Below are 24,859 nucleotides of genomic sequence, written 5' to 3' on the forward strand. Positions count from 1 at the left end.
ACTGATTAATCCAAATCATTTCTTAACGGAAACGATAGGTAATACGACCTTTTGTTAAGTCGTAAGGTGACATTTCAACTGTGACACGATCACCTGGCAAGATTCGAATAAAATTCTTACGAATTTTACCTGAAACATGTGCTAAAATAACCGCCCCATTTTCTAATTCCACCTGGAACATCGCATTTGGTAAAGTTTCTTTAACTTTACCTTCAATTTCGATGACATCGTTGGCCATGCACTTAACCTCCTGTGCTAATAATGTTCAACATTGATGATAAGTGCTTAACCTATCAAATTATACCAGATAAGCTAGTACTTCTCAATGTAATTTTAGAAACTTTCATAAGCTATCTAAAATGTTTCTCACATCATGATACACCTCAGTCAGTTCACGATCGCCATCGATTGTGTACAAAACGCCTGCTTTTTTGTAATAATCTACTAAAGGCAAGTTAGCAGCTTTATTGACTTCTAAACGGTTGTCAATAACTTCAGGTGTATCATCTGCGCGCCCACGCCCTAAAAGACGATCACGCAACAATGAATCAGAGACTTTAAAGTAAAGCGTTGCCAAAATTGACTTACCATTCTCAGCCAAATAATTATCCAGAAACGCAGCTTGTGCCTCATTACGTGGATAACCATCTAACATAAAACCATCAGATTCAACATCTACTTGACTTAAACGATCAGCAACCATTGCGTTTGTAATCTCGTCAGGAACTAAGTTTCCAGCATCCATGTATTCACGTGCTTGCTTACCCAATTCAGTATCATTAGTTAAGTTAGCTCGGAAAATATCTCCTGTAGAGATATGTACTGTTGCGTAGTCCTTAACAATAAAATCTGCCTGTGTACCTTTACCAGCACCTGGCAAACCCAACAAAATTAAATTTTTAACCATTAGTTGTCTCCCGAATTGCTAACTGATTTTTTTGTAATAAACCCAATATAGTTTCTTTTTTGCATCAAACCATCAATTTGTCGAATCAGGTCCAAGGCAACACCAATTGCAATAAGCAAACTTGTACCACCAAGACCAATTTTCTCATTCAAACCCCAAATATTTGAGGCGACAAGTGGTACCAATGCAACAAATCCCAAAAAGAGTGACCCAACAAAGCTTAAGTTTAACAACAATTGTGAAACAAATGATTTTGTCTCATCACCAGGACGAACACCTACAATGTAGGCCCCCTGTTTTTGCAAATTTTCAGATAGTTTTTCAGGATTAACTTGTACAAATGCATAAAAATAAGTGAATACAATAATTAATACTGTATACAAAATCGCACCTGGTAACGTTGTCATACTAAAAATTTGTTGCAACACTTGATACCATTGTGCTGAAGCATATTTTTCCTGAAATGCCATCATAATTGTTTGCGGGGTACTAATAAATGACGAAGCAAAGATTACTGGAATAACTCCTGAAACGTTAACTTTCAAGGGTAAATAAGCCTCACTGCCATAAGACGTCGCTGACCGCGTGTATTGCATCTGCAGACGCCGAGTTGCTTCATAAAACCATGTTGTAATTGCAATAACCAAAATCATGGCTATAAGTAATACAACCATGAAAACAACTCCATTTGTTAAATCATCTGATCCAGCTTGTAAAATATTTTCTTTAAAAATTTCGTACAAGCCTTCAGGGGCTTGCGCAATAATTCCAGCGAAAATAATCATAGAAACACCATTTCCAAGGCCCTTTTCAGTGATCATTTCACCAAGCCACATTGCGAAAAATGTTCCAATTGTCATAACTGAACCAATGATAACAAACGACATTGCATTATTTGTTTGGCTAACTAATCCATATGCAGAAAGTGAGTTAAATCCTGCTGTAATACCAACAGATTGAACAAAAGCAAGCACAAGTGTTAACCAACGCGTGGCGTTGTTCAACTTTCGCCGACCAACTTCCCCCTGCTTACTCCATTCAACAAAGCGAGGCACGATATCTAATTGCAAAAGTTGCACAACAATTTGTGCCGTCACGTATGGTGAAACACCCATTGCAAACAATGAATAGTTCATCAAGCCACCACCAGAAAAGATATTTAAAATATTCATCAATCCCGAGTTAGCCATATTCGCCATAGCTGATGGATTTACACCTGGCACAGTAATATGCGTTCCAATTCTGTAAATAAACAAAATTAGTAGTGTCCAACCCATCTTTCTACGAATATCTTTTTCACGTACTGCATTAAATAACGTGCGTAGCATTACATCACCTCAGTCGATCCACCGGCTTGCTCAATAGCAGCCTTTGCAGCGCTTGAAAACTTATGCGCCTTAACAATTAACTTTTTGTTAAGTTGACCAACAGCCAAAATTTTAATTCCTGACTTTTGATTTTTAACAATACCGTTTTCAATCAAAAGTGTTGGTGTGATTTCTGTGCCATCTGTAAATGTATTTAACTTTTCCAAGTTAACAACAGCAAATTCTTTACGTGAAATGTTAGTAAATCCACGCTTTGGAATACGACGGTACAAAGGCATTTGTCCACCTTCGAATCCTAAACGTACTTTGCCACGGGCTTTTTGACCCTTTTGACCACGTCCAGATGTCTTACCATTTCCTGATGACGTACCGCGACCGACACGGTTACGCAACTTGCGTGAACCTTCAGCAGGTTGTAATTCGTTCAAGTTCATCTTTCGGTACCTCCTATTTTAATTGTTATTACTTTACTTCTTCAACACTTACCAAATGTGCAATATGAAAAATTGCGCCACGGGTAGCTTCGTTATTAGGCTTCACCACTGAGCTCGATACACGACCAAGTCCAAGAGACTTAACAATCGTACGTTGCTTAGGTAAACGATGAGCCACACTCTTAATCAAAGTGATTTTCAAATCAGCCATTTTATCGCTCCTTATTCAGCCAAGTGTTCCAAAGAAACACCACGCAAAGCTGCTACTTGTTCAGCATCCTTCAAGCTTGTTAAAGCGTCAAAAGTTGCACGAACAACGTTCACTGGTGTAGATGATCCAAGTGATTTTGCAGTCACATCTGTGATACCTGCTAATTCCATAACAGAACGTGCAGCACCACCAGCAGCAACACCAGAACCTTCTTCAGCTGGCTTGACCAAAATCTTACCACCGCCCCATACGCCAAGAACGTCGTGAGGAATAGTTGTTGAAACTGTAGGAACAGTGATCAACTTACGTTTAGCATCTTCAATAGCTTTACGGATAGCTTCAGGAACTTCTTGTGCTTTACCAGTACCAAAACCAACGTGTCCTTGCTTATCACCTACAACGACCAACGCTGCAAAACGCAAACGACGGCCACCTTTGACAACTTTTGTGACACGATTAATAGCAACAACGTTTTCTTCTAATTCACCAAGTGACTTAGGGTTAACGAATTCAACCATTTTATATTCCTCCTTTCCTTAGAACTTCAAGCCGTTTTCACGGGCTGATTCTGCCAATGCTTGAACACGACCATGGTACAAATAACCACCACGATCAAAGATAACATCTTCTAATCCTGCAGTTTTTCCACGTGTAGCGATCAATTCACCAACTTTAGTTGCTTGTTCTGTTTTTGAGCCTGATACTTCTGCATCATGGCTTGAGGCACTTGCTAGCGTTACACCCGCTACGTCATCAATTAATTGCGCGTAGATGTTTGCATTAGAACGGAATACGTTCAAACGTGGGCGAGCAGCAGTACCAGAAATCTTACCACGTACGCGCTTGTGGCGCTTTACGCGGAGCTTGTTTTTATCTGGTTTTGAAATCATAGCTGTGCTTTCCTTTTCTTATGGCATTTGCCATTGTAAATTTATTATTTAGTAGAAAATAATACTGAGATAGTAAAAGAATATAATAATCTTTTACTTACCAGTCTTACCTTCCTTACGACGAACGATTTCGCCTTCGTAACGAATACCTTTACCTTTATAAGGTTCAGGTGAACGTACGGCACGAATTTCAGCTGCTAAATCACCAACTCGTTGCTTTGAAATACCTGCAATTTTAATAGTTAATGCGTCTGGCACATCAACTGTTAAATCTTCACGTTCTTCAAAATTAACGGGATGTGAATAACCAACTGCCAAAGTCAATTTTGACCCTGACTTTGCTGCACGATAACCAACACCGACAAGCTTCAAGGTTTTAGTGAATCCAGTGGAAACACCTTCAACCATATTAGCAACGTTTGCACGAGTAGTGCCATGCAAAGCTTTAGTTTTGTTGTCATCGCTTTCGCGTGAAAATGCTACTGTGTTATCAGTAACAGACATTGCAATTTGTGAAGAAATTTCACGAGACAATGTCCCCTTAGGTCCTTTAACAGTTACAATAGTACCTTCTTGAGATACTTCAACACCTGTTGGCAATGTAATTGCTTTATTTCCGATACGACTCATGGTAAGTCTCCTTTCTTAGATATATTACCAAACGTAAGCGAGAACTTCGCCGCCAATTTGCTTTGATCTTGCTTCCTTGTCAGTAATAACACCAACAGAAGTAGACACAATAGCAATACCTAAACCATTCAAGACCTTTGGTAATGAATCAGATTTAGCATACTTACGCAAACCAGGCTTTGAGATACGCTTAATTCCTGTAATCACACGGTTACGGTCTTCACCGTACTTAAGAAATACACGAATAACACCTTGCTTGCTATCCTCAATGTACTCTACGTCGCGGATAAAACCTTCTGATTTCAAGATTTCAGCGATGCTTTTTTTAATTTTTGATGCTGGAATTTCAACAATATCGCGGTGCGCCAAGTTGGCGTTACGGATACGTGTTAATAAATCAGCAATCGGATCAGTCATAGACATCTATCGATATCCTCCTTTAATTTTTGAACGAGACATAATTAAATGACACGCTCTTAACTATTATAGACTATTTTAGTCAATTACAGTTAAAAACGTGTCACTCTATTTAATTTTAAGAGCGACAGTCGTTTTTAGAATACAATTACTTAGTAAATGGCATTCCTAGGAGTGTCAACAATTCACGACCTTCTTCATCGTTTTGTGCTGTTGTAACAACAACAATATCCAATCCGCGAACGCGGTTAACTTGGTCAAAATCGATTTCAGGAAAGATTAGTTGCTCACGAATACCTAAAGTGTAGTTACCACGACCATCGAAGGCCTTTGATGATACACCACGGAAATCGCGAACACGAGGCAATGAAATATTGATCAACTTGTCTAAGAAATCGTACATACGCTTACCACGTAATGTAACCTTAGTTCCGATTGACATACCTTCACGCAAACGGAAACCAGCGATTGACTTCTTTGCTTTTGTGATAACAGGCTGTTGCCCAGCAATCAACTTCAATTCTTCAACCGCTTCATCCAAGTTCTTAGAGTTTGAAACTGCATCACCAACACCCATATTAAGAACAATTTTATCGATCTTAGGTGCTTGCATTGATGATTTAAAGCCAAACTTTTCGATCAAAGCAGGTTGAACTTCATTAACATATTTTTCTTTTAATGCGTTAGCCATGAAAATGATTTCACCTTTCAAAATTAGCCTAGTATGTTACCAGACTTTTTAGATACGCGAACTTTCTTGCCATCTTCAATTTTGAACGCAACTTTAGTTGGTTCGTTAGTTGAAGGGTCAAGCAGTTGCACGTTTGATACATGGATAGGTGCTTCAATATCGATAACACCACCCTGTGGGTATTCGTTAGAAGGTTTTTGATGCTTCTTAACGATGTTCACGCCTTCGACAACTACGCGATCTTTTCCAGCAACAATTTTAGCAATTGTGCCTTCTTTTCCCTTATCTTTGCCGGCAATGACGCGAACTTTATCACCTGTTTTTACAAACATGTTTTGGCTCCTCCTTGTCAGTATTAGAGCACTTCTGGTGCCAATGAAACGATACGCATGAAATCACTGTCACGTAATTCACGTGCAACAGGACCAAAAATACGCGTACCAACTGGTGACTTATCTTCTTTCACGATAACAGCGGCATTTTCATCAAAATTGATGTATGAACCATCTGTACGACGAACGTCAGAAACAGTACGAACGATGACTGCCTTAACGACATCACCTTTCTTTACGTTACCACCAGGGATAGCTTGCTTAACTGTGGCAACAATCATGTCACCCACACCAGCAAACTTACGGCCTGAACCACCGAGCACTTTAATCGTTAAGATTTCACGTGCGCCAGAGTTGTCAGCCACTTTTAAACGACTCTCTTGTTGAATCATGGTTCTTCCTCCTTAGTTAGCAATTAATTACGACGATTTAGTATCGAACCTATTAGAGAACTACTGCCTCTTCAACGATCTTTACCAAACGGAAGTGCTTAGTTGCAGACAAAGGACGTGTTTCCATAATTTGAACAATATCATTCATCTTAGCGCTATTGTTTTCATCATGACTTTTAAATTTCTTCGTGTACTTAACACGCTTACCATAGACGGCATGTATTACATAAGTATCAACAGCGACAGTAATTGTCTTGTCCATCTTATCTGAAACAACACGGCCTTGGTAAACCTTGCGAGCATTACGTTCTTCACTCATTTTTCAGCTTCTTCCTTTCGTCTTATTTACTGGCGTTTGCCAATTCTTGTGCACGGATAACTGTCTTAACCCGTGCGATGTCCTTACGAACTTGTGCGATACGCGCCGTGTTTTCAAGTTGACCAGTGGCCAATTGAAAACGTAGGTTGAATAATTCTTCCTTGAATTCGGCTTCGCGCTTTTGCAAATCCGCAAGTGACAATTCTTTCAATTCACTTGCTTTAGCCATTATTCAGCCTCCCGAGCAATAATCTTTGTACGTACAGGCAACTTGTGTTGTGCCAATCGTAATGCCTCACGCGCAGTTGCTTCAGAAACTCCTGCGACTTCAAACATTACCTTGCCACGCTTAACTGGTTCAACCCAACCTTCGGGTGCACCTTTACCGTTACCCATTCGAACACCAACACCTTTAGATGTATACGACTTATGGGGGAAGATTTTAATCCAAACCTTACCTCCACGCTTCATATAACGTGTTATTGCAATACGGGCAGCTTCAATTTGACGACTTGTAATCCAGCTTGATGTTGTTGCTTGTAAGCCAAAATCACCGAACGTTACCGTCTTTCCACCCTTTGCTTCGCCACGCATGTGGCCACGGTGTACACGACGGAATTTAACACGCTTTGGTACTAACATGTTCGCTTCCCTCCTTACTTACTGTTCTTTTTTTGTGGTAAAATATCGCCACGGTAGATCCAAGTCTTGATACCCAAGTTACCATAAGCAGTCATTGCTTCGTCCCATGAGTAGTCGATATCAGCGCGCAAAGTATGCAAAGGAACAGTTCCTTCAGTGTACTGTTCGATACGAGCAATATCTGCTCCATTCAAACGACCTGAAACCATAACTTTGATACCCTTAGCACCTGAACGTGTCGCACGTTGGATTGCGCCACGCATAGCGCGACGGAAAGCCACACGGCGTTCCAAATCACCAGCGATTTGTTGTCCAACCAAGTGTGCTGACAAGTCAGGCTTCTTGATTTCAACAATGTTGATAAAGACACGTTTTGAGCGTCCCTTTTCATCAGCATTAGTTAACTTAGCCAATTGTGTACGAAGCTTTTCAACTTCAGAACCACCCTTACCAATAACCATTCCTGGCTTGGCGGTATGGACAGAAACGTCAACACGTGATTTTGTGCTGCGTTCGATTTCGATGCGATCAACTGCGGCGTCCGCTAAGTTCTTTTCGATGTACTTACGAATACGCAAGTCTTCGTGAAGTTGGTTAGCATAATCAGCCTTGTCAGCAAACCACTTTGCATCCCAGTCGCGAATAACTCCGACACGGAATCCAGTAGGGTTAATCTTTTGACCCATTACTTTGCCTCCTTCTCAGCAACCACAATAGTGATGTGACTTGTACGCTTGTTGATAGGTGAAGCAGAACCTTTGGCACGGGGACGGAAACGCTTTAGCGTTGGTCCTTCGTTAGCAAAGGCTTCCTTCACGATAAGATCTTCTCGGTCTAATGAGAAGTTATTTTCAGCATTAGCAACTGCTGAGTTCAAAACCTTATAAATATCTTCAGTAGAAGTGTTAGGTAGGAACTTCAAAATTGCATATGCTTCGTTAACGCTCTTACGACGAATTGTGTCAAGAACTAGGCGTGCCTTGCGTGGGGCAACGCGAACGATCTTAGCTGTCGCGCGAGCTGAAGTAATTTGTTCAGCCATTTTTCAATTTCCTCCTTTATTTTTTAACAGTTTTCTTATCATCAGCTGTGTGGCCTTTGAATGTACGAGTTGGAACGAATTCACCCAACTTGTGTCCAACCATATCTTCTTGCACAAAAACTGGAACGTGCTTGCGCCCATCATAAACGGCAATTGTAAAGCCAACAAAGCTTGGGAAGATTGTTGAACGACGTGACCAAGTCTTGATCACTGACTTTCTTTCAGAAGCTGCTTGCGCTTCAATCTTCTTAAGCAAGTGTGGGTCCGCAAATGGTCCCTTTTTTAAACTACGAGCCATTAGTTATCTCCTTTCCCTTACTTACTTTTACGACCACGAACGATAAGCTTCGTTGAAGCCTTCTTCTTATCGCGAGTCTTCTTACCAGCAGTCTTCTTACCCCATGGTGACATAGGACTTGGACGACCAACTGGTGCTTTACCTTCACCACCACCGTGCGGGTGATCGTTAGGGTTCATAACTGATCCACGAACGTGTGGACGCTTTCCACGCCAACGGTTACGGCCAGCCTTACCCCAGTTAATTAATGAGTGTTCTGCATTACCAACTTCACCGATTGTTGCACGGTTTGTTGCCAAAACTAAACGTACTTCGCCTGAAGTCAGACGAACGATGATATACTTACCATCTTTACCCAAAATTTGTGCTGAAGTCCCAGCTGAACGTGCCAATTGACCACCTTTACCAGGCTTCAATTCGATGTTGTGAATCAAAGTACCTTCAGGGATATTACTCAATGGCAAGGCATTGCCGGGCTTAATGTCGGCATCAGGACCAGATTGAACTTTATCGCCAACCTTTAATCCTTTTGGCGCCAAGATATATGACTTAATACCATCTTCATATACTAACAAAGCAATGTTTGCTGTACGATTTGGATCGTATTCGATAGCTTTAACAGTAGCTGTCTTCTCGTCTTTAATACGTTTGAAGTCTACCAAACGGTAAGCTTGCTTGTGTCCACCAGCATGGTGGCGAACTGTCATACGACCGGAGTTATTACGTGCTCCAGTTTTTGACTTTTTGGCCAACAAACTCTTTTCGGGCGTTGACTTCGTGATTTCAGCGAAATCTGAAGTCGTCATGTTACGACGTCCGTTAGAGGTTGGCTTATACTTCTTGATAGCCAATGTCTTATCCTCCTACTTTAGATTTAACCTTCGTTAAAGATTTGAATATCTTTTGAATCTTTTGACAACGTTACAGTCGCCTTCTTCAACTTACGTGTGTAACCAACGTAACGACCCTGGCGCTTTAACTTGCCTCGGACATTAGCTGTGTTCAAGCCTGAAACTTGAACGTCAAAAATTTCTTCAATAGCCTTTTTAATTTGAGGCTTTGTTGCTCGAATATCAACTTCGAAGACATAGCGCTTACGTTCTGTTTGCGCCATAGAAGCTTCAGTGATAATAGGGCGACGGATAATATCGCGTGCATCCATTAGGCAAGACCTCCTTGGATTTCTTCGATTGATGATTGAACAACCACCAGCTTATCTGCATTAACAACGTCGAGTACGTTGATACCCTTTGTTGTCATAACTTTAACATTAGCCAAGTTACGTGCTGACAAAATAGCATTTTCATTGTTTTCATCAACTACTACTAATGTCTTTGTGTCAGCTGACAAGTTAGCTAAGACCTTCTTGAAATCTTGTGTTTTTGGTGCTTCAAATGACAAAGCATCAACTACTACTAACTTACCATCAGCAACCTTTTGAGACAAAACTGACTTCAAGGCCAGTTGATATGCTTTACGGTTAATACGATATGCGTATGAACGCGGTGAAGGCCCGAAAACAATACCACCACCACGGAATTGTGGTTCACGAATTGAACCAGCACGTGCACGACCAGTACCCTTTTGCTTCCAAGGCTTACGTCCACCACCAGAAACCGCTGAACGGTTCTTGACAGCATGTGTTCCTTGACGCATTGATGCGCGTTGCATCAATACAGCATCTGTGATAACGGTGTTGTTAGGTTCGACAGCAAAGACTGCATCGTTTAATTCGATTTCAGCAGCTTGACTACCATCTTGCTTTAATACAGCAACTTTAGTCATGATTGATTGTTCTCCTTTCTAATAGTTTATATTAAGCTTCTTCAGTTACAGCAGATGTAGATACACCAGCCATTTTAACTTCAGGATGCTTTGCGTTAACTTTAACAGTTGATTTTACTGTTAATAGTGACTTATTTGCACCAGGAACATTGCCCTTCAATAGCAATAAGTTGTTTTCAACGTCAACATGGACGATGGCAACATTTTGCATTGTGCGCTTGTGATTACCCATGCGACCAGGTAAAAGCTTACCCTTGAAAACACGGTTGATAACAGCACCCATTGAACCTGGACGACGATGGAAACGCGATCCGTGAGACATAGGCCCACGAGATTGGCCATCCTTTTTAATATTACCTTGGAAGCCATGCCCCTTCGTAATACCGGTTACGTCAACGTATTCACCTGCTTCGAATGTATCAACTTTGATGACATCCCCTGCGTTAAATTCGCCTTCCGCATTGCGGATTTCACGAACGTAGCGCTTAGGGGTCGTATTTGCTTTAGAAGCGTGACCTTGTTCAGGTTTGTTTGACAAAACTGTGCGCTTGTCTTGGTAACCGAGTTGTAGTGCACTATATCCGTCTGTTTCTGCATTTTTAACTTGCAAAACAACGTTTGGTGTAGCTTCAACAACAGTTACGGCGATCAATTCACCAATTTCAGTGAAAACCTGAGTCATACCGACTTTACGGCCTAAGATACCTTTAGTCATGACTAATCTCCTTAATTATTTTGTTTGACAATATTTTCGTCTCATTATTAATGAGACGCGAAGTGTATTCCGTAGAATTACAACTTGATTTCGATTGCAACACCAGATGGCAATTCAAGTTTACGCAATGCGTCAACTGTCTTGTCAGTGGGGTTCACAATGTCAATCAAACGCTTGTGCGTACGCATTTCAAATTGTTCGCGACTATCCTTATGCTTATGTGGTGAACGTAAAATTGTATATAATGTACGTTCAGTTGGTAGCGGAATAGGACCAGCAATTTCTGCGCCCGTGCGCTTAGCCGTTTCAACAATTTTTTCTGCTGATTGGTCTAAGATGCGGTGCTCGTATGCCTTTAAACGGATACGGATTTTCTTTTGTGCCATTCTTTCGTGCCTCCTCGTTGATTTTGTAAATCAGCTAACTTCGATTAAAAACCGACAACACTGCTTGTGTTCTGCGCGCCCATGGCAACGCGGCCGCGCGTGTCGCAACCTTAATCATCATCGCTAAACATTGATACACCAGGCTTTCGGTAGGTTTATGTGACTACTGTTCCAAAAGCGTACTTATTTATAATACCAGAACCTTCACTATAATGCAACAGTTTTTATAAACTTATCTCTATGATTTCAAGACTTTCATTTTTATTATTCACACGATTAAACTATTGCGCACAACCATTTCATGCTTTTTCATCTTGGCGTCATTTTAAATTCTAAGAAAGCATCATTGTATCGTTCTGTCCATAGTTGCCCTAAATCATCATATACTTGTAACCGACTCACTGTTTGATTATCTGGATAAAACTGTTTATCATCACGGATCGCACGAGGTAACAACGCTAGTGCCGCTTTATTTGGCGTTGCATAGCCAATGTATTCCGCGTTTTGGGCGGCGTTTTTAGGTTCACTTATAAAGTTAAGAAAAGCATACGCAGCCGCTTTATGTTTCGCAGTTTTTGGCATAACAATATTGTCAAACCAAAGATTTGATCCTTCACTTGGCACGATATAGTGTAAATGTTTATTATTACTCAATGCCTCAGAAGCCTCTCCTGAATAAGTAACCGCAATTGACGCCTCATTTTGAGCCATATACATTTTAATTTCATCAGCCACGATAGCTTTGACATTCGGCATCAACTGACGCAATTTTGCTTGCGCTCTAGCAAGATCTGCACGAGATTTATCATTCACTGACCTATTTTGTGTAATTAACGCTATAGCAAGCGCATCACGTGCCGAATCAACAAGCATGATTTGATTCTTAAATCTTGGTGACCAGAGATCATCCCAATGTTGAACATCTTTGGCCTTAACATATTGATCATTATAAATGATACCTAATGTTCCCCAAAAATAAGGTAAAGAATAGTGATTATTTTTATCAAACGCTTGATTTAAGAAACGCTTATCATAGTTGTTCATACCCGTTAGTTTATTGTGATCTATGGGTAAAAGTAAGTTTTCACGCTTCATTTTTTGAATCATATAGTCCGAAGGCACCGCTAAATCATATGATGTGCCACCTTGTTTAATTTTAGTGTACATGGCTTCGTTTGAATCAAATGTTTCATAGCTGACCTTATATCCCGTTTCCTTCGTAAACTTCTTAAGTAACGCAGGGTCAATATAATCACCCCAATTATAAAGGTTTAAAACTTTAGACGATGAAACGCCTGTACCAGTTTTTAATGACAAATAACGTTGTGTCCCAAATAATATGAGGACAACTACGAGAATAGCCATAATACTCGTTAGTATTTTTCGCATATCACAATCCCTCAGATGCTGGCAGAACAAGTCTTGTGCCACGCTTTTTATTCTTTACAGCACGCGTTGAAATAACATAGTAAAACAATACCAGCACCAACGACACCATAAACATCATTGCTGATAACGCATTGATCTCGAGACTGACCCCTTGACGTGCACGAGAATATATTTCTACCGACAAGGTTGTGAAACCATTCCCTGTCACAAAAAAAGTGACTGCAAAATCATCAAGTGAATAAGTAAATGCCATAAAAAATCCCGCCAATATACCCGGTGAGATAACCGGTAAAATCACACGAGAAAGCATTTGCCAATTATTTGCCCCTAAATCCTTCGCCGCTGCGACCAATGATTGATTCATCTCCTGTAAACGTGGTAGCACCATTAGCACAACAATCGGAATACTAAAGGCAATGTGTGATAACAAAACCGATGTGAACCCCAGTGCAAACCCCATCACTGTAAACAAAATTAAAAATGATGCACCAATAATAACATCTGGAGAAACCAATAAAATATTATTTAAGGAAAGAAAAACGTTTTTCACTAATGTATATTTTAAATTATAGATATATAATGCACCCGCCGTACCAATAATACTAGCAATTAGTGATGATAAAAGTGCAATCAAAAATGTACTCACAACAATTTCTAATATACGTGTGTCTGCAAACAACTCACTATAATGTTTTAAGGAAAAGCCATCCCAGCCTTGCATCGCATCCCCAGCATTAAAAGAATAGACAATTAGGAAAAAAATAGGGAGATACAATAGTATAAAAACAACCCATAAATAAAGATTAGTCCATTTAAATTTTCGACGCATTTATTTAACCTCACTTCCTAGCTGACTTCGGTCCACGATCACGTGTCAAAATCATAGTAATCACCATAGCTACAATCAAAATAACACCAATTGTCGATCCTAGTTGCCAATTTTGTGTGACTAAAAAATGTTCTTCAATGGCTGTCCCCAAAGTAATCACACGATTTCCGCCTATCAGACGTGTAATCATAAATAAAGACAGGCTTGGAATAAACACTGCTTGGATACCAGCCTTAATACCAGGCATTGATAGTGGCATGATGACACGTCGCAATGTCTGCCACCTATTAGCACCTAAATCTCTGCTCGCTTGTTCCAACCTTGGATTAATGTCAGCTAAAGAATTGAAAATTGGTAATATCATGAACGGAATTTCAATATAGGCCGCAACTAATAGAAAACTCCAATTTGAAAAAAGTAATTGTTGCGGTACAATACCAAATAAACTAATAAAATTGTTAACCGTCCCTGTTTTTGACAGTAGCCCTATGAAAGCATAGGTTTTTAACAGTAAATTAATCCAGGTAGGTAAAATAACTAATAACAACCAAAACTGTTTTTGCTTTAATTGATTCAGTAGATAAGCTGTAGGATAGCTAATTATTAAAGTGATGACAGTAATTAAAAAGGCATACCAAACAGAATTGAAAGTCATCAATAAGTACGTGGCACTAGAAAAATAGACAGCATAATTATGTAACGTAAAATGCCCATTTTGTGTTGTTAATGACTGGAAAAGTAATAAAATCAACGGCGCCACCACAAACAATAAAAGCCATATACCGTAGGGAATCAAATAAAACAATTGCCGTTGTTTCTTACTTTTTGGCATCATCTCCATCACCCTCATAACTTTCCAAGCGCGCGTCAAAATCATTTTCAGATTCATTAAATCGCATAATATGGATATCTTCAGGATCAAACGTCAAGCCAACACGCTCATCTATTGTCACTTTATTTGTCGCTTGCACTTGCCACTCATTACCATCATCATCTATTGCCGTAATTTCATAATAATCTCCGCGAAATGATTGATCAGCAATAGTAACAATTAATTTGCCATTCTCAACTGCTGTTAAATCTAAATCCTCTGGACGCAACACCACTTCAACACGTTCATCTTGTCGCATACCAGCATCGACATTTTCAAAATCTTTTCCTGTAAAGTGTACAAGATAGTCTGACTTCATAATGCCCTCTAAAATATTTGATTCGCCAATAAAATCAGCAACAAAATGATTAATTGGTTCATCATATATGTCTTCTGGTGAACCATTTTGTTGAATGACTCCGTCATTCATCACAAAAATCCAATCAGACATTGCCAATGCTTCTTCCTGATCATGCGTTACAAAGACAAATGTTATGCCAAGACGCTGTTGAATTTCTCGTAGTTCATATTGCATTTCTTTACGTAATTTATAATCCAACGCAGATAATGGTTCGTCCAATAATAGAACTTCAGGGTCATTTGCCAAAGCACGCGCTATTGCAACACGCTGACGTTGCCCACCGGATAGTTCTGTAATTTCTCGATCAGCATATTGGCTTAATTTAACCAAAGCTAACATTTCTGTCACTTTAGCTTTGATAGCTTGTTTGCTCATCCCTTTAATGCTTGGACCAAACGCGACATTTTCAAAAACGGTCATATTTGGAAATAAACCATAATCTTGAAAAACCGTATTCATATGCCGCTTTTCAACAGGTACGTCATTAATAACATTCCCCTCAAATAAAATATCACCGTGTGTGACAGTCAGTTGACCCGAAATTAAATTTAAGATAGTTGTCTTACCTGATCCTGAAGGTCCCAACAACGTATAAAACTTCCCTGCCTCCAACTCGAGATCAATGTTCTTCAAAACCTCGTCATCGCCATAAGACAATCCGACATTTTTAAATTCAATAATTGGTGTTGATGTGTTAGTCAATTCTCAACCCTCACTTTTATTCAATAAATCTATTGTAACAAGAAAAGCATGCAACTTCACTGGTTACATGCTTTTCTCGTTACAATATTTTATCTTTTCTTTCAACTATAACCATCGCAATAATCATTAATATAAATAATATCAAAATGACCACAATTTGTGGTGTCCAACTATTAAACCAAGAAAAAGCATACCCAAATAATGCAGGACCGAGCGCCGCAATTAAGTAGCCCCCAGTCTGGACCATACCTGATATTTGTGCTGTTTGACTTGGACCGCTTGTCTTCAAACTAAACGTGGTTAGTAAATAAGGAAATAAGCCAGATGTACTAATACCAATTAATAAATTAACCACTAACCAGTAACTAAAAGTACCCGAAGGATACAATAATAACAAATAGCCAATCACACCAGTCAAAGAAATAATACTCATTAAAATTTGCCGTTGTTTACGCGTCAATCGTGCAATTATGGTTGGTATAACCAGTGCAAATGGTAAACCAATCAACGAATTCAAACCAGAAAATATCCCAGCAATAGTTGGTGATAGGCCTGACTGCACCGCCATAGTCGGCCCCCACGCCATCAACACATAAAACATTGCCGATTGCATGCCACAAAAGAATAATAACAACCAAGCATATTTATTTTTCCAAACGTTTATTTTTTCTGTCGTTCGAATGGCATGCTTTTCTAGTGTTTTCTTTTCTATGTGCTTTTTGGCAAATATTTCATTCGGTAACCAAATAATGAGCGCCAGACACAAAGCTATGGTCAACATAATGATAAATATATGCCAATTTGTTACAGCCGTAATCGGCGCTGCCATGCTGGCACCAAAAGCTGTTGCCAACATCATGCTAAATGTGAACAATGATGTCATCGGCCCAATTCTCATTGGAAAATATGTGCGAATAACACTTGGCAACAACACATTCAAATGCGCAATACCAATACCAATCAATAACGTACCTATGTATAAGAGTGGCGTATTGATCACTCTTATAATGGAACCAATAATCATCAAACCCAACATTAAGGCAAACGCGCGTTCTAAACCAAACTTTTGAGCGGTCTTCGGCGCAAGAGATGAAAATGCAGCAAATGCTATCAATGGAATTGTTGTTAACAGACCCAATTGTCCAACTGACACATGCTGTGATTTAGCAATGCTGCCAAGAATTGGTGGAATAGATGTAAATGGCAAACGCAGCACCATTCCCACCACTATAATCCCTGGAATTAAAAATTTACTATGTTTTTCGTTCATATTGTTCTCTATTTTCTTTCAAATAAAACGGCATCACTCCAAAGAGTGATGCCGTTTTTACTGAACCATCGGTCAGTTGACTTAAAAAAATGTTATTTATATATTACTTTAAGTATTAATCTTCTTTACCGCTGTTTTTAATAATTTCTTCTTGAATGTTCTTAGGAACAGCTTCATAGTGATCAAATACCATTTGGAAAGTTCCACGACCTTGTGTAGCTGAACGTAGCGTTGTCGCATATCCAAACATTTCTGACAAAGGCACCTTGGCCTTAACAGCCAAAACAGGTCCACGTGATTCTTGCCCTTCAATCATGCCACGACGTGCAGAAACGTGTCCCATAACATCGCCAAGATTGTCTTCAGGTGCAACAATATCAACAGCCATGATTGGTTCCAAAATAACGGCACCAGCTGTTTTAGCAGCTTCTCTCAAGGCCAATGAGGCAGCAATTTTGAACGCTGCTTCAGAAGAATCGACATCGTGGTATGATCCGTCATACAACTTTGCCTTCAAATCAACCAATGGGAATCCAGCTAAAGGACCAGCGTTTAATGAGTCCTTCAAACCAGCTTCAACTGAAGGAATATATTCACGAGGAACAACACCACCAACGATGGCATCATCGAACTCAAATCCGGCGCCTTCTTCGTTTGGTGAGAATTCAATATAAACATCACCATACTGACCCTTACCACCCGATTGACGCTTGAAGTAACCACGCGCTTGCACTGTTTTTGTGAATGCTTCACGGTAGGCAACTTGAGGTGCACCAACAGTAGCTTCAACGTTAAATTCACGACGCATACGGTCAACCATGATATCCAACTGTAACTCACCCATACCAGCAATTAAAGTATCACCAGTTTCAGGGTTTGTTGTTGCACGGAATGAAGGATCTTCTTCAGCTAACTTTTGAATAGCATTAGACAACTTGTCTTGATCCGCTTTTGTTTTTGGCTCAATAGCTAATTCAATAACTGGTTCTGGGAACTCCATTGATTCAAGAACCAATTGATGATCAACAGCTGTTAATGAATCACCAGTTGTGGTATTCTTCAAGCCAATAGCTGCAGCGATATCACCAGAGAACACTTCTTCAATTTCTGTACGTGATGTCGCATGCATTTGCAACAAACGACCAACACGTTCACGTGTATCCGAAGAAGTATTTTGTACGTATGAACCAGACTGTAAAGTACCAGTATAAACACGCATAAATGTCAAACGACCAACGAAAGGATCAGTCATGATCTTAAATGCTAAGGCAGCAAACGACTTGCTATCATCAGCAATCAAATCAATTTCTTCACCAGTCTTAGGATCGTTAGCAATATATGCCTTAACATCTAAAGGTCCTGGCAAATAATCAACAACAGCATCCAACATCATTTGGACACCCTTATCTTTATATGCTGAACCAGCAAGTACTGGATAGAACTGCAAAGCCAATGTTGCACGACGAACAGCAGCTTTCAATTCTGCAACTGAAATGTCTTCGCCTTCAAGATACTTTTCCATCAAGTCATCATCAACATCAGCAACAGCTTCAATCAATGTGTTACGCTTTTCCTCTGATAAATCTTTCAATTCTGCAGGGATATCGCGTGCTTCCCACTTTTCACCCAATTCATCAACTGGATAATAAGCTTCTTGTGTAATCAAGTCAATCACTGCTTCAAAGTCATCTTCAGCACCAATTGGCCATTGGATTGCTTCTGCATTAACTTGTAAACGTTCATGTATTGAGTCAACTGACATTTGGAAGTCAGCACCCATCTTGTCCATCTTGTTAACGAACACGATACGTGGCACATCATATGTTGTTGCCTGACGCCAAACAGTTTCAGTTTGTGGTTCAACACCTGCAGCGCCATCCAAAACAGCTACAGCACCATCCAAAACACGTAAGGCACGTTCAACTTCAATTGTGAAGTCCACGTGACCTGGTGTATCGATGATGTTAACACGGTAAGGCGTCTTTTCGAATTGGTCAAAGAAACCATGCCAAACAGCTGTTGTAGCAGCTGATTGGATCGTGATTCCACGTTCCTTTTCTTGTTCCATGAAATCCATTTGTGAAGCACCATCATGTGTTTCACCGATTTTGTGAATTTTACCTGTGTAGTACAAGATACGTTCCGTAGTTGTTGTCTTACCCGCATCAATGTGGGCCATGATACCAATGTTACGTGTACGTTCTAGTGGGTATTCACGTTTTGCCATTGTGAGTTATCTCCTGGTTTTGTTCTGTATGCAACAAAAAGCGACACAGAATTGTGTTCGCTTTTTGACGGTAAACACTGGCAGCGTATTACCGTCTACTCTCATTTTACGCTATTTATTGTGTTTGTGAATAATTAAATTCGTAACAATTATAAACAACGCTAATCACACACTACGTAATATGACATTACGTAGTAAGTTTTACCAACGATAGTGAGCAAATGCGCGGTTAGCTTCGGCCATCTTATGCGTATCTTCACGCTTCTTGACAGATGCACCAGTATCATTGGCTGCATCCATAATTTCTTTGGCCAAACGTTCGTCCATTGTATGTTCGTTACGCAAACGTGAATAGTTTACCAACCAACGTAGTCCTAATGTTGAACGACGGTCTGGACGGACTTCAATAGGCACTTGGTAGTTAGAACCACCAACACGGCGGGCCTTAACTTCCAAAACTGGCATAATGTTTTCCATGGCTTTTTCGAAAACTTCCAATGGTTCATTACCAGTAGATTCCTTAATACGATCAAAAGCATCGTACAAAATAGTTGAAGCTGTACCACGTTTACCATCAAGCATTAACTTGTTGATCAAACGTGAAACGAGTTTTGAATTGTAAATTGGGTCAGGTAAAACTTCCTGACGCTTAGTATAACCTTTACGTGGCATTAGTCAGTCTCCTTCTTACTTCTTTGGCGCCTTTGTGCCATATTTTGAACGTGATGTCATACGACCATCAACGCCCGCAGTATCCAATGCACCACGGATAACGTGGTAACGTACACCAGGCAAATCCTTAACACGTCCACCACGGATCAAAACAACCGAGTGTTCTTGCAAGTTATGTCCAATACCTGGAATATAGGCAGTCACTTCATACAAGTTTGAAAGACGCACACGAGCATACTTACGCAAAGCCGAGTTAGGCTTCTTAGGTGTCATTGTACCAACACGCGTGGCAACACCACGCTTTTGTGGTGCAACATTGTTTGTTGCTTTCTTTTTCATTGAATTATAGCCGAAGTTCAAAGCCGGTGACTTTGACTTAGTCACTAGTGACTTACGAGGCTTGCGAACTAATTGATTAATTGTAGGCATTCTACGATCTCCTTAAGATTTTTATTAATAACACAGTTCCAGGTGTATCATTATTGTACTTAAACAAAAATGACCACTGAAAATCTGCTGACAATTGCCTTTACAGCGCTATTCAGCACGTTGTGATGATATCACAGAACAGATTACTTAAAAGCACGTTCAATATAATACCAGATTGAGCATTATTGTCAATAGGTAACAACATACTTTATTTATTTTTGTTGCTTAGTTAATTATTTTTGTGCGTTTATCATTATTTTACGTATCATTCAGCATGGAAAACTTACTCATTATTATTTTAAATGCCGTTCTCGTATCAACCGTCATGTGCCTTGCTGACCGTGTAAACAATCATATTCATATTTTTGTTAAACGCTCATTTTGCATGCAATGTGGTCATTTTTTGCGCTGGTTTGATTTAATTCCTATATTATCGGCCGTATTAACTCGCGGTCGTTGCCGTTACTGCCACAATCATTATGGTGTGCATTACGCATATCTTGAATTCATTGGTACGATTATAGGTAGTTATTTATTTTCTGACCCTTTAACTTGGATAACAGCCTACTTATTGTTATTTCTTGCCTTAGAAGATTGGCACTCTGAAAGTATTCATGCAGATATTTTAATTCCCGGGATTATTTACTTATTTATTAGCAATTGGGGTGATCTAAAAATATTGACGACTTGTGCCATACTAATTATCAGTTTATTTCTAGTATACTATCGTCAAGTTATGGGTAGTGGTGATATTCCGGTACTGGTGTTGTTAGCGTTGACTACGACCTCACAGAGCTTTTCACTGACTTTACTTTTGGCTTCAATATCGGGGCTTCTATATCTTATGACACATCATGCTCGCCGTCTACCGTTTGTCCCATTTCTTTATTTTGGTTGGCTCGGTGCTATTTTATTTGAAAAAATCATTATATTTAATAGTTTATGAAAAAATTTAATATTATGCCTTCGTTGGTAATTTTTCAAGCGCCTTGATATTAATTTTAATGGCGCCATTTTTTGCACCAATTGTCACAGAACTTTCAGTCGTAATATTGCCGCGTAGCAATTCTTCGCTCAATACGTCTTCAATCTGAGTCTGCAAAGCCCGTCGTATTGGACGTGCGCCATATTCAGGATCAAATCCAGCGCTAGCAACAACATCAATTGCTGCGGGCGTTATTTTGACAGAAATTCCTTGCTCTGCCACACGTTGCAAAACTGATTGGCTCATCAATTTCACAATTTGATGTAATTCATCTTTTGTTAATGAATCAAAAACAACAGCCTCGTCCAAACGATTAATAAATTCTGGACGGAAGGTTTCCTTTAATGTTTCGCGGATTTTTTCAGCAACAGCCTCATTGTTATTCTTTAAATCAACGGCACCAAACCCCATTGACTTTTCATCACGTAAACGTGTAGCGCCCAGGTTAGACGTCATAATAATGATTGTATTTCTAAAATCAATTTTACGACCTTTCGAGTCCGTCAGGTAACCATCATCAAACACCTGCAACATGAGATTAAATATGTCTTGATGTGCTTTTTCTGCCTCATCTAATAAAACAACAGAATATGGATGATTTCGCACTTGTTCAGTTAATTGACCACCTTCATCATAACCAACATACCCTGGCGCTGAACCAACCAAACGTGAGGAAGACCATCTTTCCTGGTACTCAGACATATCAATTCGAATCATATTATCTTCACTACCAAACATAGCTTCAGCCAATGCTTTAGCTAACTCTGTCTTACCAACACCGGTTGGCCCTAAGAACATAAACGCACCAATTGGACGACTCGGATCCTTTAAGCCAGATCGCGCACGTCGAATTGCACGTGCGACAGCTGAGATGGCAGTTTTTTGTCCAATAACACGTTTACCCAAAACAGCTTCTAAGTTTACCAAGCGTTGTTGTTCACTTTTTTCAAGTTGTGTTAAAGGTACACCTGTTTGCTGTGAAATCACTTCACTAATATCTTCCGCTGAGACATGTAGATTATATTTGGGTTGATCATTATTTTCATCAACTGACAATTTTGCAGTCATTTTATCGATTTTTGTTTTTAACTTCATTTCTTCTGCACGCTGCTTGGCCGCTTCTTCAAAATTAAGCGCTGTAATTGCTTCATCCTTAGCAGCCGTCACTGCCACCAAACGTGCCTTACTTCGGCTCATTGGCGTTGGCTTATCAATTGCATCAATACGTACTTTTGCGCCTGCTTCATCCATCAAATCAATCGCTTTATCTGGCAAAAAACGATCGGTAATATAACGAGATGACAACTTAACTGCCGCTTCAATGGCTTCATCATCAATTTGAACCTGATGATGCGCTTCAAACTTGGGACGAATACCTGTTAATATTGCAATAGCATCCGCTTGTGTCGGTTCATTCACTGTGACCGGTGCAAAACGACGTTCCAATGCGGCATCAGATTCGACATACTTTTGATATTCATCAAAAGTTGTCGCACCTAATGTTTGCAATTCTCCTCGTGCTAAAGCTGGTTTCAAAATGTTGGAAGCATCAATTGCCCCCTCAGCACCACCCGCACCAATGAGTGTGTGTAATTCATCGATGAATAAAATAACATTACCATCTTGATAAATTTCATCAATGATTTTCTTTAATCGATCCTCAAATTCACCTCGGTATTTTGTTCCTGCGACCAATGATCCCATATCCAAAGCCATTAAACGCTTGTTTTTTAAAGTTGCCGGCACATCATCATTAACAATTTGTTGCGCTAAACCTTCAGCGATAGCTGTTTTCCCAACACCAGGTTCGCCAATTAGCACTGGGTTGTTTTTAGTACGACGAGATAATATTTGAACAACCCGTCGAACTTCTTTTGAACGACCAATAATTGGATCTAACTTCCCTTCTTTAGCCATTTGTGTCAAATCGCGGGCTAATCCATCCAAAGTTGGCGTCCCTTGTGTTTGTTGTTTATCACGTTGTTTCAATTGTTTGCGCACATCAGTGATGCCTAATTTGCGTAAAATAGCACGTTTCATGTCTTGTAAATTAGCATCTAAGGCAAGTAAAATACGTGATGACAAAATACTTTCATCCTGTAATAGTGCCAACAAAATATGCTCTGTGCCAACCTTTGGCTGTCCTAACGTACGTGCTTCCTCACCTGACTGACGTAAAATATCAGAGGCTTTTGGCGAATATGGCAAGTAACTATTTTTATCATAGCGTGTGGTCATACCGTATCCAGTAAAGTGTTCTATTTCTTCACGAATATCATCATCCGCCACATTAAATTGTCCAAGTATTTTACTGGCGATACCTTCCTTTTCAATAGCTAAGGCAAGTAATAAATGTTCTGTTCCCACGGCTTGATGTTTGAAATATTTAGATTGTTCTTGTGCTAAAACTAATACGTTTTGTGCACTTGGTGTATAGTTGGTATCCATATTTTGCCCTCCATTTATTAGGCAGTTAATGTCTAATGTTGACTTATATTATAGCGCATTACACGCACATTAGAAACTAATTTGTTTCATAATTCAAAAAGCCGAAACTAATTGTTTCGACCTTCACTCATTTTAATTTGGGTTTTTCAAACTTAATTGCCATTGTAGATAAGCATTTATAAAAGGATCTAAATCGCCATCTAATACTTGTTGTGGTTGATTAGTTTCATAGTCTGTTCGATGATCTTTGACCATTTGATATGGATGCAGCACGTACGAACGTATCTGAGATCCCCAGCCATTCTCTAATTTTTCACCTGTTAGTGCAGCACGCTCTGCCTCTTGCTTTTCCAGTTCGAGTTGGTATAGTTTACTTTTTAACAGACGCATGGCATATTCACGATTACCATACTGCGTACGATCTACTGTCGATGATACGACAATACCCGTTGGTTCATGAGTCAAACGCACACCAGTTGACACCTTGTTCACGTTTTGTCCACCGGCACCACCGGAACGGAAAACGTCCATTTTAACATCATCATCACGTACTTCTACTTCAATTGTGTCATCTAATTCTGGCATAACCTCGACACTCACGAAACTTGTGTGACGACGTCCCGCTGAATCAAAAGGTGAAATACGTACAAAGCGATGAACGCCTTTTTCACTACGCAAAAAGCCGAAAGCATTATGCCCAGTAATTTTAATCGTTGCACTATCAATACCAGCCTCATCACCAGAGTGATAATCTAAAACGTCAACTTGGAACCCATGTTGTTGTGCCCAACGTGTATACATACGATACAAGTTTGCACCCCAATCAGTTGACTCTGTGCCACCCGATCCTGGATGTACTTCTAAAATGGCATTATTGGCGTCATATGGTTCTGTTAACAACTGCTCTAAATTGTATGTTTCAATGTCCTTTTGTGCTTTAGCGACAGTTTCTTCAAGTTCTGCCACTACTTCAACATCAGTGTCATCTTCTGAGAGCATCTCAATTAACAACTCAATTTCTTCAGCTTGATTCGTTAAATTCAAAAATGAATCACGACGATTTTTTAATACGTTGTTTTCTTCAATTACTTTTTGTGCCTTGACGTTATCATCCCAAAAACCAGGCTCTGTCATACGATTTTCAAAGTCGGCAATTTCTTCTGTCAACGCTTCTAAATCTAATGTACCACGAAAGCGAGCGATATTTTCTTGAATATCTGCTGCAGCATGCTTTGCATCGATAATTTCCATTATTAC

At 39.7% G+C, this 24,859-nt stretch carries 33 protein-coding genes and 1 pseudogene; 1 reads left to right on the plus strand and 33 read right to left on the minus strand.

Translation table 11 applies throughout. The features are described from left to right. Positions 1 to 22: 22 nt before the first annotated feature. From infA to rpsL, 31 genes and pseudogenes are all read right to left on the minus strand, one after another. Positions 23 to 238 (minus strand): translation initiation factor IF-1, encoded by a 216-nt coding sequence (gene infA / locus AB3K24_RS08755; RefSeq protein WP_002816015.1) that lies wholly within the window; start codon positions 236 to 238, stop codon positions 23 to 25. Between the two features lie 105 nt (positions 239 to 343). Next, entirely contained in the window at positions 344 to 907 is a 564-nt protein-coding gene (locus AB3K24_RS08760; RefSeq protein ID WP_367975181.1) for an adenylate kinase, read from the minus strand. Further along, positions 900 to 2,235: pseudogene (secY, locus tag AB3K24_RS08765) on the minus strand (preprotein translocase subunit SecY). Before secY ends, AB3K24_RS08760 begins: the two are co-directional and overlap by 8 nt. After that, positions 2,235 to 2,669, minus strand: coding sequence for a 50S ribosomal protein L15 (rplO, locus tag AB3K24_RS08770; protein ID WP_367975183.1), 435 nt, complete (start codon positions 2,667 to 2,669; stop codon positions 2,235 to 2,237). Before rplO ends, secY begins: the two are co-directional and overlap by 1 nt. Before the next feature lie 28 nt (positions 2,670 to 2,697). Continuing rightward, entirely contained in the window at positions 2,698 to 2,880 is a 183-nt protein-coding gene (gene rpmD, locus AB3K24_RS08775; RefSeq protein ID WP_010391454.1) for a 50S ribosomal protein L30, read from the minus strand. An 11-nt stretch (positions 2,881 to 2,891) separates the two neighbouring features. Next, positions 2,892 to 3,398 carry a 30S ribosomal protein S5 gene (gene rpsE, locus AB3K24_RS08780; RefSeq protein ID WP_010391452.1) on the minus strand — a complete coding sequence of 169 codons (507 nt, stop codon included), beginning with the start codon at positions 3,396 to 3,398 and terminating at the stop codon, positions 2,892 to 2,894. Between the two features lie 18 nt (positions 3,399 to 3,416). Next, entirely contained in the window at positions 3,417 to 3,770 is a 354-nt protein-coding gene (gene rplR, locus AB3K24_RS08785; RefSeq protein WP_367975186.1) for a 50S ribosomal protein L18, read from the minus strand. 93 nt (positions 3,771 to 3,863) lie between these two features. Further along, positions 3,864 to 4,400, minus strand: coding sequence for a 50S ribosomal protein L6 (rplF, locus tag AB3K24_RS08790; RefSeq protein ID WP_367975188.1), 537 nt, complete (start codon positions 4,398 to 4,400; stop codon positions 3,864 to 3,866). Positions 4,401 to 4,424: 24 nt separating this feature from the next. Next, positions 4,425 to 4,823 (minus strand): 30S ribosomal protein S8, encoded by a 399-nt coding sequence (rpsH, locus tag AB3K24_RS08795; RefSeq protein ID WP_367975190.1) that lies wholly within the window; start codon positions 4,821 to 4,823, stop codon positions 4,425 to 4,427. Positions 4,824 to 4,965: 142 nt separating this feature from the next. Beyond that, entirely contained in the window at positions 4,966 to 5,508 is a 543-nt protein-coding gene (rplE, locus tag AB3K24_RS08800; protein WP_367975191.1) for a 50S ribosomal protein L5, read from the minus strand. A gap of 23 nt (positions 5,509 to 5,531) precedes the next feature. Continuing rightward, positions 5,532 to 5,840 (minus strand): 50S ribosomal protein L24, encoded by a 309-nt coding sequence (rplX, locus tag AB3K24_RS08805; protein WP_367975192.1) that lies wholly within the window; start codon positions 5,838 to 5,840, stop codon positions 5,532 to 5,534. Between the two features lie 23 nt (positions 5,841 to 5,863). Beyond that, positions 5,864 to 6,232: a 50S ribosomal protein L14 gene (rplN, locus tag AB3K24_RS08810; protein ID WP_010391491.1), complete on the minus strand. Its 369-nt coding sequence runs from the start codon at positions 6,230 to 6,232 to the stop codon at positions 5,864 to 5,866. Positions 6,233 to 6,284: 52 nt separating this feature from the next. Then, positions 6,285 to 6,551, minus strand: a complete 267-nt coding sequence (gene rpsQ / locus AB3K24_RS08815; RefSeq protein ID WP_367975194.1) for a 30S ribosomal protein S17 — start codon at positions 6,549 to 6,551, stop codon at positions 6,285 to 6,287. A 22-nt stretch (positions 6,552 to 6,573) separates the two neighbouring features. Continuing rightward, a complete protein-coding gene (gene rpmC / locus AB3K24_RS08820; protein ID WP_010391493.1) occupies positions 6,574 to 6,780 on the minus strand; it encodes a 50S ribosomal protein L29 in 207 nt (68 codons plus the stop codon). After that, a complete protein-coding gene (gene rplP / locus AB3K24_RS08825) occupies positions 6,780 to 7,193 on the minus strand; it encodes a 50S ribosomal protein L16 (RefSeq protein WP_220735095.1) in 414 nt (137 codons plus the stop codon). Before rplP ends, rpmC begins: the two co-directional genes overlap by 1 nt. A 14-nt stretch (positions 7,194 to 7,207) precedes the next feature. Then, positions 7,208 to 7,879, minus strand: a complete 672-nt coding sequence (rpsC, locus tag AB3K24_RS08830; protein ID WP_367975196.1) for a 30S ribosomal protein S3 — start codon at positions 7,877 to 7,879, stop codon at positions 7,208 to 7,210. Beyond that, entirely contained in the window at positions 7,879 to 8,235 is a 357-nt protein-coding gene (rplV, locus tag AB3K24_RS08835; RefSeq protein ID WP_004899456.1) for a 50S ribosomal protein L22, read from the minus strand. Before rplV ends, rpsC begins: the two co-directional genes overlap by 1 nt. 16 nt (positions 8,236 to 8,251) lie before the next feature. After that, the gene (gene rpsS / locus AB3K24_RS08840; RefSeq protein ID WP_367975198.1) at positions 8,252 to 8,533 is read right to left on the minus strand and encodes a 30S ribosomal protein S19; all 282 of its coding nucleotides are present in this window, start codon (positions 8,531 to 8,533) and stop codon (positions 8,252 to 8,254) included. Between the two features lie 17 nt (positions 8,534 to 8,550). Further along, the gene (gene rplB / locus AB3K24_RS08845; protein ID WP_367975199.1) at positions 8,551 to 9,384 is read right to left on the minus strand and encodes a 50S ribosomal protein L2; all 834 of its coding nucleotides are present in this window, start codon (positions 9,382 to 9,384) and stop codon (positions 8,551 to 8,553) included. A gap of 23 nt (positions 9,385 to 9,407) precedes the next feature. Continuing rightward, positions 9,408 to 9,695: a 50S ribosomal protein L23 gene (gene rplW / locus AB3K24_RS08850; protein ID WP_294974099.1), complete on the minus strand. Its 288-nt coding sequence runs from the start codon at positions 9,693 to 9,695 to the stop codon at positions 9,408 to 9,410. After that, a complete protein-coding gene (gene rplD / locus AB3K24_RS08855) occupies positions 9,695 to 10,318 on the minus strand; it encodes a 50S ribosomal protein L4 (protein WP_294974101.1) in 624 nt (207 codons plus the stop codon). Before rplD ends, rplW begins: the two co-directional genes overlap by 1 nt. 31 nt (positions 10,319 to 10,349) lie before the next feature. After that, positions 10,350 to 11,033 carry a 50S ribosomal protein L3 gene (gene rplC, locus AB3K24_RS08860; RefSeq protein WP_367975201.1) on the minus strand — a complete coding sequence of 228 codons (684 nt, stop codon included), beginning with the start codon at positions 11,031 to 11,033 and terminating at the stop codon, positions 10,350 to 10,352. 77 nt (positions 11,034 to 11,110) lie between these two features. Beyond that, complete coding sequence (rpsJ, locus tag AB3K24_RS08865) at positions 11,111 to 11,419, minus strand: 30S ribosomal protein S10 (RefSeq protein ID WP_002816040.1); 309 nt, start codon at positions 11,417 to 11,419, stop codon at positions 11,111 to 11,113. A gap of 309 nt (positions 11,420 to 11,728) precedes the next feature. Continuing rightward, complete coding sequence (locus AB3K24_RS08870; RefSeq protein ID WP_367975204.1) at positions 11,729 to 12,808, minus strand: ABC transporter substrate-binding protein; 1,080 nt, start codon at positions 12,806 to 12,808, stop codon at positions 11,729 to 11,731. 1 nt (position 12,809) lies between these two features. Then, the gene (locus AB3K24_RS08875) at positions 12,810 to 13,637 is read right to left on the minus strand and encodes an ABC transporter permease (protein WP_367975206.1); all 828 of its coding nucleotides are present in this window, start codon (positions 13,635 to 13,637) and stop codon (positions 12,810 to 12,812) included. A gap of 10 nt (positions 13,638 to 13,647) precedes the next feature. Beyond that, on the minus strand, positions 13,648 to 14,469 hold the full coding sequence (locus tag AB3K24_RS08880) for an ABC transporter permease (RefSeq protein ID WP_367975615.1): 822 nt from the start codon (positions 14,467 to 14,469) through the stop codon (positions 13,648 to 13,650). Next, positions 14,456 to 15,571 carry an ABC transporter ATP-binding protein gene (locus tag AB3K24_RS08885; RefSeq protein ID WP_367975208.1) on the minus strand — a complete coding sequence of 372 codons (1,116 nt, stop codon included), beginning with the start codon at positions 15,569 to 15,571 and terminating at the stop codon, positions 14,456 to 14,458. Before AB3K24_RS08885 ends, AB3K24_RS08880 begins: the two co-directional genes overlap by 14 nt. A 79-nt stretch (positions 15,572 to 15,650) precedes the next feature. Continuing rightward, positions 15,651 to 16,841: a CynX/NimT family MFS transporter gene (locus AB3K24_RS08890; RefSeq protein WP_367975210.1), complete on the minus strand. Its 1,191-nt coding sequence runs from the start codon at positions 16,839 to 16,841 to the stop codon at positions 15,651 to 15,653. Positions 16,842 to 16,956: 115 nt separating this feature from the next. Beyond that, complete coding sequence (gene fusA, locus AB3K24_RS08895) at positions 16,957 to 19,068, minus strand: elongation factor G (protein WP_367975211.1); 2,112 nt, start codon at positions 19,066 to 19,068, stop codon at positions 16,957 to 16,959. A 201-nt stretch (positions 19,069 to 19,269) separates the two neighbouring features. Then, on the minus strand, positions 19,270 to 19,740 hold the full coding sequence (rpsG, locus tag AB3K24_RS08900) for a 30S ribosomal protein S7 (RefSeq protein ID WP_367975213.1): 471 nt from the start codon (positions 19,738 to 19,740) through the stop codon (positions 19,270 to 19,272). A 15-nt stretch (positions 19,741 to 19,755) separates the two neighbouring features. After that, the gene (rpsL, locus tag AB3K24_RS08905; protein WP_367975214.1) at positions 19,756 to 20,169 is read right to left on the minus strand and encodes a 30S ribosomal protein S12; all 414 of its coding nucleotides are present in this window, start codon (positions 20,167 to 20,169) and stop codon (positions 19,756 to 19,758) included. Positions 20,170 to 20,443: 274 nt separating this feature from the next. Here rpsL and AB3K24_RS08910 point away from each other — a divergent pair, with 274 nt between their 5' ends. Continuing rightward, the gene (locus AB3K24_RS08910) at positions 20,444 to 21,115 is read left to right on the plus strand and encodes a prepilin peptidase (protein ID WP_367975216.1); all 672 of its coding nucleotides are present in this window, start codon (positions 20,444 to 20,446) and stop codon (positions 21,113 to 21,115) included. Between the two features lie 12 nt (positions 21,116 to 21,127). Here the strand turns inward: AB3K24_RS08910 and AB3K24_RS08915 are convergent, their stop codons facing one another. Together AB3K24_RS08915 and prfB are read right to left on the minus strand one after the other, a co-directional pair. Then, on the minus strand, positions 21,128 to 23,602 hold the full coding sequence (locus AB3K24_RS08915; RefSeq protein ID WP_367975218.1) for an ATP-dependent Clp protease ATP-binding subunit: 2,475 nt from the start codon (positions 23,600 to 23,602) through the stop codon (positions 21,128 to 21,130). 132 nt (positions 23,603 to 23,734) lie between these two features. Continuing rightward, complete coding sequence (prfB, locus tag AB3K24_RS08920) at positions 23,735 to 24,853, minus strand: peptide chain release factor 2 (protein ID WP_367975220.1); 1,119 nt, start codon at positions 24,851 to 24,853, stop codon at positions 23,735 to 23,737. Positions 24,854 to 24,859: the final 6 nt, after the last annotated feature.

The organism is Leuconostoc aquikimchii (assembly GCF_040838325.1).
In the GTDB taxonomy this organism is placed as follows: domain Bacteria; phylum Bacillota; class Bacilli; order Lactobacillales; family Lactobacillaceae; genus Leuconostoc; species Leuconostoc aquikimchii.

What these genes read in the sequence shown, in the direction of transcription:
- infA (WP_002816015.1), bottom strand. Translation starts at nt 238, where the DNA reads ATGGCCAACGATGTCATCGAAATTGAAGGTAAAGTTAAAGAAACTTTA.
- AB3K24_RS08760 (WP_367975181.1), bottom strand. Translation starts at nt 907, where the DNA reads ATGGTTAAAAATTTAATTTTGTTGGGTTTGCCAGGTGCTGGTAAAGGT.
- rplO (WP_367975183.1), bottom strand. Translation starts at nt 2,669, where the DNA reads ATGAACTTGAACGAATTACAACCTGCTGAAGGTTCACGCAAGTTGCGT.
- rpmD (WP_010391454.1), bottom strand. Translation starts at nt 2,880, where the DNA reads ATGGCTGATTTGAAAATCACTTTGATTAAGAGTGTGGCTCATCGTTTA.
- rpsE (WP_010391452.1), bottom strand. Translation starts at nt 3,398, where the DNA reads ATGGTTGAATTCGTTAACCCTAAGTCACTTGGTGAATTAGAAGAAAAC.
- rplR (WP_367975186.1), bottom strand. Translation starts at nt 3,770, where the DNA reads ATGATTTCAAAACCAGATAAAAACAAGCTCCGCGTAAAGCGCCACAAG.
- rplF (WP_367975188.1), bottom strand. Translation starts at nt 4,400, where the DNA reads ATGAGTCGTATCGGAAATAAAGCAATTACATTGCCAACAGGTGTTGAA.
- rpsH (WP_367975190.1), bottom strand. Translation starts at nt 4,823, where the DNA reads ATGTCTATGACTGATCCGATTGCTGATTTATTAACACGTATCCGTAAC.
- rplE (WP_367975191.1), bottom strand. Translation starts at nt 5,508, where the DNA reads ATGGCTAACGCATTAAAAGAAAAATATGTTAATGAAGTTCAACCTGCT.
- rplX (WP_367975192.1), bottom strand. Translation starts at nt 5,840, where the DNA reads ATGTTTGTAAAAACAGGTGATAAAGTTCGCGTCATTGCCGGCAAAGAT.
- rplN (WP_010391491.1), bottom strand. Translation starts at nt 6,232, where the DNA reads ATGATTCAACAAGAGAGTCGTTTAAAAGTGGCTGACAACTCTGGCGCA.
- rpsQ (WP_367975194.1), bottom strand. Translation starts at nt 6,551, where the DNA reads ATGAGTGAAGAACGTAATGCTCGCAAGGTTTACCAAGGCCGTGTTGTT.
- rpmC (WP_010391493.1), bottom strand. Translation starts at nt 6,780, where the DNA reads ATGGCTAAAGCAAGTGAATTGAAAGAATTGTCACTTGCGGATTTGCAA.
- rplP (WP_220735095.1), bottom strand. Translation starts at nt 7,193, where the DNA reads ATGTTAGTACCAAAGCGTGTTAAATTCCGTCGTGTACACCGTGGCCAC.
- rpsC (WP_367975196.1), bottom strand. Translation starts at nt 7,879, where the DNA reads ATGGGTCAAAAGATTAACCCTACTGGATTCCGTGTCGGAGTTATTCGC.
- rplV (WP_004899456.1), bottom strand. Translation starts at nt 8,235, where the DNA reads ATGGCTGAACAAATTACTTCAGCTCGCGCGACAGCTAAGATCGTTCGC.
- rpsS (WP_367975198.1), bottom strand. Translation starts at nt 8,533, where the DNA reads ATGGCTCGTAGTTTAAAAAAGGGACCATTTGCGGACCCACACTTGCTT.
- rplW (WP_294974099.1), bottom strand. Translation starts at nt 9,695, where the DNA reads ATGGATGCACGCGATATTATCCGTCGCCCTATTATCACTGAAGCTTCT.
- rplD (WP_294974101.1), bottom strand. Translation starts at nt 10,318, where the DNA reads ATGACTAAAGTTGCTGTATTAAAGCAAGATGGTAGTCAAGCTGCTGAA.
- rplC (WP_367975201.1), bottom strand. Translation starts at nt 11,033, where the DNA reads ATGACTAAAGGTATCTTAGGCCGTAAAGTCGGTATGACTCAGGTTTTC.
- rpsJ (WP_002816040.1), bottom strand. Translation starts at nt 11,419, where the DNA reads ATGGCACAAAAGAAAATCCGTATCCGTTTAAAGGCATACGAGCACCGC.
- AB3K24_RS08870 (WP_367975204.1), bottom strand. Translation starts at nt 12,808, where the DNA reads ATGCGAAAAATACTAACGAGTATTATGGCTATTCTCGTAGTTGTCCTC.
- AB3K24_RS08875 (WP_367975206.1), bottom strand. Translation starts at nt 13,637, where the DNA reads ATGCGTCGAAAATTTAAATGGACTAATCTTTATTTATGGGTTGTTTTT.
- AB3K24_RS08880 (WP_367975615.1), bottom strand. Translation starts at nt 14,469, where the DNA reads ATGCCAAAAAGTAAGAAACAACGGCAATTGTTTTATTTGATTCCCTAC.
- AB3K24_RS08890 (WP_367975210.1), bottom strand. Translation starts at nt 16,841, where the DNA reads ATGAACGAAAAACATAGTAAATTTTTAATTCCAGGGATTATAGTGGTG.
- fusA (WP_367975211.1), bottom strand. Translation starts at nt 19,068, where the DNA reads ATGGCAAAACGTGAATACCCACTAGAACGTACACGTAACATTGGTATC.
- rpsG (WP_367975213.1), bottom strand. Translation starts at nt 19,740, where the DNA reads ATGCCACGTAAAGGTTATACTAAGCGTCAGGAAGTTTTACCTGACCCA.
- rpsL (WP_367975214.1), bottom strand. Translation starts at nt 20,169, where the DNA reads ATGCCTACAATTAATCAATTAGTTCGCAAGCCTCGTAAGTCACTAGTG.
- AB3K24_RS08910 (WP_367975216.1), top strand. Translation starts at nt 20,444, where the DNA reads ATGGAAAACTTACTCATTATTATTTTAAATGCCGTTCTCGTATCAACC.
- AB3K24_RS08915 (WP_367975218.1), bottom strand. Translation starts at nt 23,602, where the DNA reads ATGGATACCAACTATACACCAAGTGCACAAAACGTATTAGTTTTAGCA.
- prfB (WP_367975220.1), bottom strand. Translation starts at nt 24,853, where the DNA reads ATGGAAATTATCGATGCAAAGCATGCTGCAGCAGATATTCAAGAAAAT.